Annotated in this window: 8 protein-coding genes; 7 read left to right on the top strand and 1 reads right to left on the bottom strand. The window is 39.8% G+C overall.

All coding sequences use genetic code 11. The annotated features are described in order from the left end of the window. The first annotated feature begins 95 nt into the window (after positions 1-95). The 4 genes from metK to HDF25_RS21855 all read left to right on the top strand — a co-directional run bounded on the left by metK (position 96) and on the right by HDF25_RS21855 (position 6,661). Positions 96-1,364, top strand: coding sequence for a methionine adenosyltransferase (gene metK, locus HDF25_RS21870; protein ID WP_184628531.1), 1,269 nt, complete (start codon positions 96-98; stop codon positions 1,362-1,364). A 186-nt stretch (positions 1,365-1,550) separates the two neighbouring features. After that, positions 1,551-3,101 (top strand): alpha,alpha-trehalase TreF, encoded by a 1,551-nt coding sequence (gene treF / locus HDF25_RS21865; protein WP_221450996.1) that lies wholly within the window; start codon positions 1,551-1,553, stop codon positions 3,099-3,101. Positions 3,102-3,153: 52 nt separating this feature from the next. Further along, entirely contained in the window at positions 3,154-3,501 is a 348-nt protein-coding gene (locus tag HDF25_RS21860; RefSeq protein WP_184628530.1) for a hypothetical protein, read from the top strand. Between the two features lie 145 nt (positions 3,502-3,646). Beyond that, complete coding sequence (locus tag HDF25_RS21855) at positions 3,647-6,661, top strand: glycoside hydrolase domain-containing protein (protein ID WP_221450995.1); 3,015 nt, start codon at positions 3,647-3,649, stop codon at positions 6,659-6,661. Positions 6,662-6,897: 236 nt separating this feature from the next. Here HDF25_RS21855 and HDF25_RS21850 read toward each other — a convergent pair whose 3' ends face one another. Beyond that, positions 6,898-7,557, bottom strand: coding sequence for a TetR/AcrR family transcriptional regulator (locus tag HDF25_RS21850; protein ID WP_184628529.1), 660 nt, complete (start codon positions 7,555-7,557; stop codon positions 6,898-6,900). A gap of 164 nt (positions 7,558-7,721) precedes the next feature. Between HDF25_RS21850 and HDF25_RS21845 the strand changes: the two genes are divergently transcribed. The 3 genes from HDF25_RS21845 (at position 7,722) to HDF25_RS21835 (ending at position 12,887) form a co-directional block, all read left to right on the top strand. Next, complete coding sequence (locus HDF25_RS21845; RefSeq protein ID WP_184628528.1) at positions 7,722-8,732, top strand: bestrophin family protein; 1,011 nt, start codon at positions 7,722-7,724, stop codon at positions 8,730-8,732. A 4-nt stretch (positions 8,733-8,736) separates the two neighbouring features. Next, complete coding sequence (locus HDF25_RS21840) at positions 8,737-9,483, top strand: hypothetical protein (protein WP_184628527.1); 747 nt, start codon at positions 8,737-8,739, stop codon at positions 9,481-9,483. A gap of 113 nt (positions 9,484-9,596) precedes the next feature. Then, positions 9,597-12,887 (top strand): S41 family peptidase, encoded by a 3,291-nt coding sequence (locus tag HDF25_RS21835; RefSeq protein WP_184628526.1) that lies wholly within the window; start codon positions 9,597-9,599, stop codon positions 12,885-12,887. Positions 12,888-12,915: the final 28 nt, after the last annotated feature.

The following is a 12,915-nucleotide window of genomic DNA, read 5'->3' as shown; positions in this document are numbered from 1 at the left end:
AGTGCTAACCATTCATACACTTCCTTTTACTGCCTGTTTATGCGGGGTCATTGTCCATTTTAAAGAATTGTTGATTAATAAACTAATTATTTAAAATGTCATATTTATTTACATCAGAATCTGTTTCTGAAGGTCATCCTGATAAAGTAGCAGATCAAATCTCGGATGCACTAATTGATAATTTTTTAGCATTTGATCCGGAATCAAAAGTTGCCTGCGAAACTCTGGTTACGACAGGTCAGGTTTTTCTGGCTGGAGAAGTGAAATCAAAAGCATATCTTGATGTGCAGAAGATTGCAAGAGAAGTAATCAATAAAATTGGTTACACTAAAGGTGAATATATGTTTGATAGTAACTCTTGTAGTGTATTATCGGCTATTCATGAGCAATCTCCTGACATTAACCAGGGTGTAGACAAAGAAGACAAAACAACCCAGGGAGCTGGTGATCAGGGAATGATGTTTGGTTACGCCACAAGAGAGACTGAGAACTTCATGCCTCTTGCATTGGACCTTGCTCATAAAATTCTGATTGAACTGGCAGCTATCCGTCGCGAAAACACTGAAATCACTTATTTGCGTCCTGATGCAAAATCTCAGGTTACCCTGGAGTATAATGACAATAACGAACCTGTAAGAATTGATTCTATTGTCGTGTCTACACAACACGATGATTTCGATGAAGAACAGGTTATGCTTAAGAAGATCAATGATGACATCATCAATATTCTTATTCCACGTGTATCACGTCAATATCCTCAGTTTAGTAAGTTATTCAACAAGGATATCAAATATCATATCAATCCGACCGGAAAATTTGTTATCGGTGGCCCGCATGGAGACACTGGCTTAACCGGCAGAAAGATTATCGTTGATACTTATGGTGGTAAAGGTGCTCACGGTGGTGGAGCTTTTTCTGGAAAAGATCCTTCCAAAGTTGACCGTTCGGCAGCATATGCAACCAGACATATTGCTAAAAACTTAGTAGCAGCAGGTGTTGCTGACGAAGTTTTAGTACAGGTTTCCTATGCAATTGGTGTTGCTCAGCCTATGGGTATTTATGTAAATACTTATGGAACAGCCCATGTAAAAGGAACTGACGGTAAATTACTGACAGATGGTGAAATTGCGAAAGAAGTAGAAAAAATCTTCGACATGACTCCTTATGGTATTGAAACCCGTCTGAAATTAAGAAATCCTATTTACTCAGAAACAGCTGCTTACGGCCACTTCGGAAAGACAAATGAAGTTGTCACTAAAGTATTCAAAGCTTCTAACGGTGTTGAAAAAGAAATTACTGTAGAATTATTCACATGGGAAAAATTAGACCATGTTGACGCTGTTAAAAAAGCATTCTCTCTGTAACCAGACCAGCATTATCCCACAAATGCCCCAGGTTTTCTCTTAGGAAAAACCTGGGGCATTTGTGTATTTAAGATAGTTTATTCCTGGTTTTGCCAAAAGCACAACTCTGATACTCTCCCAGAGAATTACCGGATTATATTAATAAACCGCATTTTAAATCGTATTATTAATCAAAATAATAGAATTATGATGCGTAAACTTATACTGATCCTGTTTATAGGGCTGCAATTGGGAAAAGTTTCTGCCCAGCAGATTCAAACACCCGATCAACTATATGGAGTATTATTTGCAGATGTACAAATGCAGAACGTGCTTAAAGACGGTAAAACATTTGTGGATTGTATTCCAAAGAGAGATCCTGCAGATATCCTGAAGGATTATATCAGGTTAAAGGCTAGTCAATCAGGTTTTAATACCAGGGTCTTTGTGAAAGAAAACTTCATCCTCCCTGACACAGCTATAAAGACTGTTATCACAGCAAATAAACCAGTAGCAGGTCACATTAACGAGCTTTGGACTGCTTTACGCCGTAATCCTGCCCAAAAGGTAGCCAACAGTACCCTGCTGGATCTACCATTCCCTTATATTGTACCTGGTGGCCGTTTCAGAGAGATTTATTACTGGGATAGTTACTTTACCATGCTGGGACTGGAAGTTTCCGGGGAGCATGAACTTACAGAAAATATGATCAAAAATTTTGCCTGGCTGATCGATCAGTATGGTCATATTCCCAATGGTAACCGGAATTACTATCTCAGCAGGTCACAACCCCCTTTTTTCTCTCTGATGATTAATCTTCTTTCCCAGGCCAAAGGCGATAAAGTATACACTGATTATCTGCCTGCACTTGAAAAAGAATACGCCTACTGGATGGACCAGTCTGCTCCTACCAGACATGTTGTTACCATGCCCGATGGCAGTAAATTAAACAGATACTACGATCAGCTAAACATCCCAAGACAGGAATCTTATAAAGAAGACGTTCTGATCGGCCAGCAGCAATTAACAAAAAACCCTGAAATATATCGCGATATCAGATCCGCAGCAGAAAGCGGATGGGATTTCAGCAGCAGATGGCTGGCAGACGGGATACAGCTTAAAACTATTCAAACCACACAGATTATTCCTGTAGATTTAAACTGCCTGCTCTATAACCTTGAACTAACACTTCAAAAGTGTTACCAGATTAAAAAAGATCGGACCAAAGAACAATTATTCAAATCTCTGGCATTGCAAAGAAAACTAAGCATCCAGAAATATTGCTGGTCACCACAACAATCCTGGTTTACCGATTATAATATCCATACAAAAAAACAATCTCCGATATTAAGTCTTGCTGGTATGTATCCGCTTTTCTTTAAACTGGCAGATCTTAACCAGGCAAAATCAGTTCAGCAGATCCTGCAGCAAAAATTCCTGAAACCAGGAGGTTTGATTTCCACTCCTTTAAACACCCATCAGCAATGGGATGCACCAAATGGCTGGGCCCCGTTACAATGGATTTCGATTACAGGACTGGGAAATTACGGCTATCATCAACTGGAAAAGGAAATTGCTTTACGCTGGATTAATTTAAATACCAATGTTTATCAGAGAACCGGGAAACTGATGGAAAAATATAATGTAGTGGATCTTAAGTTAAAGGCAGGTGGAGGAGAATATGCCTCTCAGGATGGGTTTGGATGGACCAATGGTGTGTTACTTTCCCTGATGAAGAAGTACGCTCTGATAAAATAAAAAGAAAACCATTTACATAGGGCTTTGTTTAATAATTAAAACAATCATTATTATGGAACAGCCAGCAGAAATGAATACCCTTAGCCAGATTTTAGAAAAATTAAGACAAAAAGGTATAGCTAATGAATTGGGCATGACCGATCATGGAAAAATGCAGGGTACTGATCCAGGCAAAATATATAGTCCCGAGGATTTGAGCATTATCAAAACCTACCGTTTTGAAGGTGATTCAGATCCAGGTGATAATTCAGTGCTCTACATCCTGGAAGACAAAGAAGGGCAGATTGGCTATATTATTGATGCCTATGGGGTATACAGTTCGCAGGGGTCATTAGGTTTTTCTGATTTCCTAAAAAAAATACCGACAGCACACAGAGATCTCCAGGAACTATTTAAATAAAACATCTGATTTGTCCTCCCTCCTGTTTCCCGGTTTAAATCTCAAACGTTTGCGTTAAAAATCAGGTTGAAATACGGTCTGTTTTCAGGTCTTTCGCAATTTTAATTAATACCTTGAGGTCAGGCAAATGCCAAAACCAAAGGTCATGTTCAAATTAATCAAACTAAATTTCTCCTCAAAAGCTATCCTGCCGGCTGCTTTACTTTTATTCGTCAGTTATGGTACAACCAAAGCCCAGCAGATTAAATATAAGTCAGGTAACCAAAGCTGGAACGCAGACTCCTTAGGAAATCACCGGGCAGTAATCACTGTTCCTGCAACCGGTTCATCGGCTAAAGCAGTAATTGAATGGCGCAGAAAAGACCAGCCTGCGAATAAGGAAGTCATAGTTGTAGATGCCCGTACAAACAAAAGGGTTTTAAATGTAAGAACCGAAGCACTGTCCCGTGAGTCGGGAACCATCTATTTCGAACCCGTTTCCGGAGCAGGCACCTATTATATCTATTACATGCCCTTTCATGTTAAACCCGGTTCAAATTATCCTACGGCTATTTATCTGAAGCCATCTGACCAGGCAGCAGCAGCATGGAAAAACGGAATACCAGCAAAAAGCCTGAACGCCAGGATTGACTATCTGGAATCTTATAACCAGTTAAATAATTTCTATCCAATGGAAGTTATTGCAACGGCAAAAGAAACTGAAAACCTGGTTCTGAAAGATAAAAACCAGCCTTATCTGATTTTTCCTGAAGACAGGTTACATCCTGTAAAAATGGAGAATGACCTTCCTCAGCGCTGGGTGATTAAAGGCTCTTCCAATACTTTTACCGATACCACCAGTCGCGGCGAAAATTTCAGTTTTCAATTGGGTCTTTATGCATTTTCGAAAGATCTGCAAAATGTACATTTAAAATTCACTGATTTAAAAAGTGCCAAGGGCGATGTTATCCCCTCAAAACTACTTTCCTGCCTCAATACGGATGGAGTGAACTGGGATAATAAGATACTCAGGAAACAAGTCAATATATCCAAAGGAAAAGTACAGTCTTTATGGTGCCTGTTGAATGTACCTCAAAATACTAACCCTTCAACCTATACCGGGACAGTAATGATCATGGCTGATGGTATTACGTCAAGACAGGTTCAGATCAGATTGGTCGTGAATCAGAAGCTCTCGGTTAACGGTGGAGTAAATGAACCCTGGAAGCAAACCAGGCTAACCTGGCTGAACTCATCGCTGGGACAGAAAAATGACCTGATCAAACCCTATATCCCTTTGAAAATAAACGGGAATGCAATCAGTTTACTAGGCCGGAAACTAATTCTGGGAAATGACGGGATGCCAGCGCAGATCGAATCTTATTTTACAGAAGAAATGACTGCTATTGACAAACGTCCGCGTCCATTACTGGCCTCTCCTTTTACCTTAATTGCTGAAGAAGCTAATGGCTCAGCGGTTCAATGGAAGACCAGCAAACCCATTCTTAAACAACCTGAACAGGGTGAAGTAGAATGGACGGCAGTAAATACCTCTCCCTCTCTGCAAATGAATATCAAAGCCAGCCTTGAATTTGATGGTTTTGTTAACTATTCAGTCAAAATAACAGCTTTAAAAGATGTAAATCTTAAAGACATCAGAATGGTAATCCCTTTCAAAAATGAGGTTGCAGAATACATGATGGGCTTAAATCTAAAAGGGGGAAAGATCCCTGCCGACTACCAGTGGAAATGGGATGTAAAGCATAAAAATCAGGATGGCGCCTGGATCGGAACTGTTAATGGCGGTATTCGTTTTGCCCTGAGAGATGAAAATTATACCCGCCCTTTAAACACCAATTTCTATCTGGACAAACCACTCACTTTACCTTCTTCATGGGGTAATCATGATTTGGGCGGAATAGATATCCGTAAGCAATCAGAAAACACTTCAGTTACGAATTATAGTGGCGCAAGAACAATGAAAGCCGGTGATACCCTTTATTATAATTTCAATCTAATGATCACACCGTTTCATTCTCTGAATACCCAGGAGCAATGGACAACAAGATATTATCATAAATACAGTAATGTAGATACCATTAAAGCTACCGGGGCAACAGTGATTAATATTCACCACGGCACAGCTATAAATCCTTACATCAATTACCCTTTTATTGCCCACGATGCAATGAAAAGTTATATCGATTCGGCACATCATCTTGGCCTGAAGGTAAAAATATACAATACTGTACGTGAGGTTTCGAATAGTGCCTATGAACTGGCCCCTTTAAGAAGTCTGGGACATGAAATCTTCTCAACAGGTAAAGGTGGTGGCTACTCCTGGTTGCAAGAACACCTGAACGGAGATTATATTGCCGCCTGGTATGTACCGGAAGTCAAAGATGCAGCTATTATAAACAGCGGAATGAGCCGCTGGCATAATTACTATGTAGAGGGAATGAGCTGGCTGGTACAAAATGTGGGTATCGATGGAATTTACCTGGATGATGTTGCCTATGACAGGACAACCATGAAAAGAATCAAAAGAGTACTGACCCAGAATGGACATCCTGGTATTATCGATCTGCACTCTGCCAACCAATACAACAAAAGCGATGGTTTTAATAACAGTGCTAATTTGTATATGGACCACTTCCCTTATCTGAACAGGCTGTGGTTTGGAGAGAACTTCGATTATCAGAACAATACACAGGATTTTTACCTGACCGAAGTTTCAGGAATTCCTTTTGGATTAATGGGTGAAATGCTCGAAGGCGGTGGTAATCCCTGGAGAGGTATGATTTATGGAATGACTAACCGTATGCCCTGGTCTGATAACGCAGATCCGAGGCCAATCTGGAATGCCTGGGACAACTTTGGGATCAAAGACAGCAGGATGATCGGTTACTGGGTAAAAAGTGTTCCGGTAAAAACTGGTAATCAGGACATCCTGGCAACTGTTTATCTCAAAGACAAGAAAGCAATGGTAGCTATAGCAAGCTGGGCGAAAGCAGATGAGAAGATAAAGCTGCAGATCGACTGGAAAGCCTTAGGGATAGATCCATTGAAGGCTACCCTGAAAGCCCCTGCGATTAAAAATTTCCAACCTTCACAGACTTTTACTGTCAATGAAGAAATGACTATAAAAAAGGGTGAAGGTTTGATGCTGATTGTAGAATAATTTTTAATCCGGTTTTAATCTTTTAAAGAGAGAAAAATCATAACAAACTAAATATCAGTATATTAATTAATTTTTATACTTAAAAATAATTAGTTTTTTTCTTCATTATGTCACCACTTAGGGAATTAATGTAATATACCTTTGTGTTGTGTGAATCTTTAAAGATTAGAAATCGTTCTTACCAATTTATACCTCATGGCTTTAGGTGTGTTTAGCCATGAGGTATTTAATTTACATCAAACCGCCTTCTTTTTTTTGCTTCCAAAGCTTAATTCCACAATTTTTCTAACGGCCTTTGTAATTTCATTTCTTCCGGCCTCTGTATTCAGATCAAGACCACAGATTGTACTTGAATTTTTCTTAGCGTGTAATACGGCATAATAAATACCACAGACAATAATTGCCGAAACAGCCCTGAAATTAACTTCGGAATCCTTAAAATAGGGGTCAGTCAATTTTAAGAGTTCTTCACCCATAACTTCTCTCTTTTTACAAAGCTCATTCAGCATACTGGTCTTTTCCGATATTTCCCACAAAATGATACGCTGCATTTCATCTTCATTGAAGAAGAATTCAAACTGATTTTCCAGAATACTGGAAATAAATTCTATCATGGGTTGCTTTTTATTGGCAACATCTACTGCATCACTTACTTTTTTAGAAAAAGTGACCCAATAATCCTTTTCTACCAGGTAGGTTTCAATCAATGCATCGACCGTCCCAAAATACCTGTAAATTAACTTTTTACTTACACCCGCGTTTTTAGCAATAGCATTAACGCCCAGACCTGTATACCCGTTTGACCTGATAATGTCCCCTACGGCATCAATCAGTTTACGCTCGGTCAGTTTCCTGTTTTTAGGTTCAGTTTTCGACAACACTGTTTTCTCTAGCATATAATAATGATGGGGATTTCATCAAAAATAGCTTTTTATGCCTTATCCGACATTATATTATACCGAGAGTTTTTCGTCATTTCATCTGTACGGGCTTCTACACCCCGTATTCTGGCATAAATTACCTTTCAGATTATGGTATTATATTTGATTAAAAGCTAAATATGCATACAGGCAGATCCTACCGATTAAAAGAATTTCTCATCTGGACAAGAAGAACAATTTACTGGGTTTTAGCCATAAGTATCGTGCCTACACTTCTTTATCAGGCAGCCGGCTTAAAATGGCTGACCATCCCATGGACAGTGGTTGCCTTATTGGGTACTGCAACTGCATTTATTATTGGCTTTAAAAACACCCAGACTTATAACCGTACATGGGAAGCCCGGCAGATATGGGGTGCAATTCTCAACAGCAGCAGAACCTGGGGAATTATGAGCAGGGATTTCATAACCAACGATCCCCAAAAGACAAAAGAACTGGTATATCGTCATTTCGCCTGGCTTACCGCACTTCGTTATCAGATGAGAGAAAGCAGAGCCTGGGAGAATAGCAGTAGCCGTGAAAATGAAGAATATAAACAGTTCTACACCATTCCCGAAAAAGAAACTCCTTTAGAGACAGAACTCGCAAAATATATCACCCCCACCGAACTAAATTATATCCTGGGAACTAAAAACAGGGCTGTTCAATTGATGAGCCTACAGTCAAAAAGTATTAAAGAACTATTGGTTCAAAATCAGATTGATAGTTATCAGTTTGTAGAAATGGAACGGATAGTCAGAGACCTTTATGATCAGCAGGGAAAAAGTGAAAGAATAAAAAACTTCCCCTATCCACGTCAGTTTGCAACAATTAACGGATTCTTTATTAACCTTTTCTGCTTTCTGCTTCCATTTGGCTTATTACGGGAATTCGACAAACTCAACGATGGCATAGAAGGCATCATGAAAGGAAATATGGTCTGGCTGGTCATTCCTTTCAGCGTATTGATTTCCTGGGTCTATACCTCACTGGAACAAGTAGGAGAAAGCACTGAAAATCCATTTGAGGGCAGCGCCAATGATGTTCCTATTTCACAGATGAGCCGTACCATCGAAATAGACCTCAGAGAAATGATCGGCGAGACAGACCTCCCTCCTGCATTACAGCCAAGAAATAATATCATTCTGTAAAATAATGAAGAAAAGAGAAAAATTAGCCCTTATCCGCAAACATTACCCAAATGCGATCACTACGATCGACAGCGTTAACCGGATGATAGATTTTGTAGAAGAAAAATTAGATCTCGAACCATCAAAAATTATGCTGGCAGACAGTATTTGCAGTGATGATGTGAACAGTATCCAGTACCCTGTCCGGGCCAGCGAGTTCTTAGGGCCTTTCAAAATGGGTGGTTTGGATGGTTTTCCATTTACCGGGCTTACAGGCATGGGAGCTTTTGCAAGTCATGTGCCTGATGAAGGAGCTGTTTTTGTTTATTATGGCCCACATATCGGAATTTCCGCAGCTGGTATAATCGGAGAAATATATCGCCATGGCCAGCAAAAAGGCACAAGCTGTTGCGGTGCAGCAAAAGGAGCATTAAATAAATTATTGAATGATTCGATTATCACCGGTCAGGTGAGTGAGATGGATTATCAGATGAATACCATAGAACAAATTCTGCTCAAAGAGAAAGACCGCGTTATTTCGGCTGAATATCCCATTAAAGAAGCGACAGAAGTCATTTATGAAGCCATTGACAAACGGATCAATGAACTCATTGAACGGACAAAATACAACTGCCGGTATGTTATACTTTTAGGTACGATTCATATCAATAGTGACACTGACATCGGTTCCTTTACTTCAGCTAAACGATTTGAACTGATAGACCTCCTGACCAATGAGAGGAAGAATATAATGGAAGAGCTCATCAGATAACGGAAAAGAGCTTCAACATACTGTTTAACACTGATTAACACTAGATAACCAACCTTTAACAAAAAGCAGTTAAGCCTTCACTTAATTTTGATCTCAAATTTAATCAAGGAATTATGAGATTATCAAGAAAGGCTTTTGAAGCTTCATTTATACTGTATATCCTATCTGCTTTTGCCCCTGTTTCATCTTATGCAAGAGAGGCTGAGACTTTATTAGTCCGCAGTCCCACTATCAGTAGTCAAAATCTTGCATTTGTATATGGCGGCAATATCTGGATAGCTGAAAAAGATGGGACAAACCCAAAAAGATTAACCGTAAACCAGGGACAAGTGTCCAACCCAAGGTTCTCACCTGATGGAAAACAAATTGCGTTTACGGGCAATTACGATGGAAACCCGGATGTATATGTGATTTCGGTTGAAGGAGGAACGCCAAAACGGATAACCCATCATCCTGCTTCGGACATTTTGCTCGGATGGTTAGGAGATAATGAATTATATTTTAGTTCAACAAGAGAATACACCTATTCATTTAATCCAAGAATATTCAAAATAAACATCCAGGGAACCGGAGAAACTGCTTTGCCAATGCCTGAAGCAGTCCAGGGCTCTCCTTCTGCTGATCAGCATTTCTGGGCATATAATAAAGATTATGATCCTGCAGACGGAAGAGGTGGAGTATCTAAGTTATATAGAGGCGGAGGAATGCCCCATGTCTGGATCTTCGACACGGCAACAAACAATATCGTTGACGTTCCCGGAGCAGGCTCTAACAACACTAAGCCCCAATGGATAGGAAATAAGGTTTATTTTTTATCAGACAGGAACCGTCACGTCAACCTGTATAGCTATGACGTGAAGACAAAATCTATAGAAAAGCTCACCGACTATAAGGATTATGATATTAAAACGCTAACGTCAGGGAATGGAGTGCTTGCCTACGAACAGGCGTGCAAAATCCACGTCTATAATATCTCCACAAATAAGATAACTGATATTAGCATTTACCTGGAAGCTGATGCACCTTATAACCGCCCTCGTTATGTCGAGATGAAAAGTGCCATCAGACAATTTGATATATCACCAAAAGGGGTGCGGGCATTATTTGAAAGCAGGGGTGAAATATTCTCAGTCCCTAAAGAAAAAGGCGAAGCACGGAATATTTCCAATTCTCCCGGGAGTTATGAGAAATTTCCTTCATGGTCACCTGACGGGAAATATATTTCTTATTTATCCGATAAAAATGGTGCTTACCAGTTAGTCTTACGGAATCAATCCACCAAAGGAGAGCCCGAGTACATCAATTTAGGGGATACACATTTTTATTTCGAACCGATATGGTCCCCGGATAGCAAAAAACTCTTTTACAGTGACGCTCATCTGAACCTGTTTTACATTGATATTAAAACACGTAAACACATCCTGGTAAAAGCAGATAAATTAAGTTCTGAAGTGAATAGAACTGGTGATATTTTTAATCCATCCTGGTCACCTGACTCTAAATGGATTGCTTATCAGGCTACCTTACCAAATGCAGTAACAGCAGTTTTCCTATATAATCTGGAAAAAGGAACCCATATCCAGGTTACCGACGGCATGAGTACATCTATTTCACCTACTTTCAGTAAAGATGGAAAGTATCTCTTCTTTCTGGCCAGTACAAATATTGGACTGACCAATAGCGGACTTCATATGTCTTCTTATGAACGTTCTGCAAACTATAGTACCTATGCCCTGATTCTCTCTAAAAACACACCTACTCTTTATAAAAAAGAAAGTGATGAAGAATCCGTAAAAGCAGATGACAGTGTACCTCCAAAAGTAAAATCTGAGAAGAAAGAAAAAAAGGCCGCTAAGGACAGCTTAAGTAAGGATCAATCCATAACAATAGATACTCAGGACCTTAGTCGTAGAATTATCCCCCTACCCATACCAGCCAGTAATTCTATTTCTATAAATGGAGGGATAGAAAATAAACTGTTATATCTGGACGGCAATGACATTAATGAGCTGAATTTAGAGAATATGAAGACCAGCACATTAGTCCAGAATGGTGGTAATTTCGTCATTAGCAGTGATGGTAAGACTATGCTTTACAACTCTAAAAATGAATTCTTTGTCTTACCTGCAGGGACAAAACCCTCATCACCGGACGCCGGGAAGATAGAGCTGAAAGGAATCAAACTGTTGGTTGACCCAAAAGCAGAATGGAAAGAGATTTTCAATGAAGTATGGGAAATGGACAAAGAGTACTTCTATGTAGAAAATATGCATGGTGCAGACTGGCCGGCTATCAAAGTTAAATATGAGAAGTTTCTTCCCAGTGTCAATAGCCGGCGCGATCTGAATTATCTGATCGGCGAAATGAAAAGTGAATTATGCGTTGGTCATAATTATACCTGGGAACCGGGTGATGATATGAATGCACCTTCTGTAACTATAGGAATGCTGGGCGCAGATTACAAGATCGATCATGGGCTTTATCAGATTAACAAGATATACAATGCCATGAACTGGAACCCAGGTTTAAAATCACCATTACAGGAGCCCGGTTTAAATATCCATGAAGGTGATTATATTCTCGCCATTAACGGTATCCCTGTTAACTCCGAAACCTCCATTTACAGTTACTTTGAATATCAGACAGGGAAACAGGTTTCACTGAAAGTAAATGATAAACCGACACCGGATGGCGCAAGAGAAATTGTAGTTGTTCCTATTGATCTGAATGCTGAAATGAGCCTTAGAAAAATGGAATGGATAGAAAGGAACCGTAAACGGGTAGACCAGTTAAGCAACGGAGAGATCGCCTATGTGTACATGCCTGATACAGGACCAGAAGGTTATACACTTTTCAATAGATATTACTTTTCACAAATGGACAAAAAAGCTTTGATTATTGATGACCGCAATAACGGAGGTGGTTCGGTTGCCGATTATGTCATAGACTTATTAGGCAGAAAGTTAGCCGCATACTGGAAAATAAGAGATGGCAAAAGTTTTACTACTCCAGCGAACGGTATTTTTGGACCGAAGGCCATGATAATTAACCAGAATGCGGGATCAGGTGGGGATGCTATGCCATACCTGTTCAGAAACAGAGGGTTGGGTAAACTTATCGGACGAACTACTTTGGGTATATTGGTCGGAATAGGCAGCGACCCACAATTACTTGATGGTGGAAGTATTAAAGTGCCCAGTTTCGGGATTTACGATACGAATGGAAAGTGGATTATTGAGAATGAGGGTGTAGCCCCGGATATTTTTGTGGAGCAGACTCCTAAAGAGCTGATTGAAGGGCGCGATCCTCAGCTGGAACGTACAGTTAAGGTTCTTCAGGAAGATATGAAAACTTATCCCTATCCTGATGTTGCAGCGCCGAAAGATCCGGTTCGTGTGAAATAAATAGCTCAGAAACCGATGAAAGCATTAA

Source organism: Pedobacter cryoconitis (assembly GCF_014207135.1).
Lineage (GTDB): Bacteria > Bacteroidota > Bacteroidia > Sphingobacteriales > Sphingobacteriaceae > Pedobacter > Pedobacter cryoconitis_D.
Note: the sequence above shows the minus strand (reverse complement) of the source record. Positions and strands in the feature narration are given on the sequence as shown.

Bases quoted from the DNA above. Each gene is read 5' to 3' on its own strand.
- metK (WP_184628531.1), top strand. From the start codon at position 96: ATGTCATATTTATTTACATCAGAATCTGTTTCTGAAGGTCATCCTGAT.
- treF (WP_221450996.1), top strand. From the start codon at position 1,551: ATGATGCGTAAACTTATACTGATCCTGTTTATAGGGCTGCAATTGGGA.
- HDF25_RS21860 (WP_184628530.1), top strand. From the start codon at position 3,154: ATGGAACAGCCAGCAGAAATGAATACCCTTAGCCAGATTTTAGAAAAA.
- HDF25_RS21855 (WP_221450995.1), top strand. From the start codon at position 3,647: ATGTTCAAATTAATCAAACTAAATTTCTCCTCAAAAGCTATCCTGCCG.
- HDF25_RS21850 (WP_184628529.1), bottom strand. From the start codon at position 7,557: ATGCTAGAGAAAACAGTGTTGTCGAAAACTGAACCTAAAAACAGGAAA.
- HDF25_RS21845 (WP_184628528.1), top strand. From the start codon at position 7,722: ATGCATACAGGCAGATCCTACCGATTAAAAGAATTTCTCATCTGGACA.
- HDF25_RS21840 (WP_184628527.1), top strand. From the start codon at position 8,737: ATGAAGAAAAGAGAAAAATTAGCCCTTATCCGCAAACATTACCCAAAT.
- HDF25_RS21835 (WP_184628526.1), top strand. From the start codon at position 9,597: ATGAGATTATCAAGAAAGGCTTTTGAAGCTTCATTTATACTGTATATC.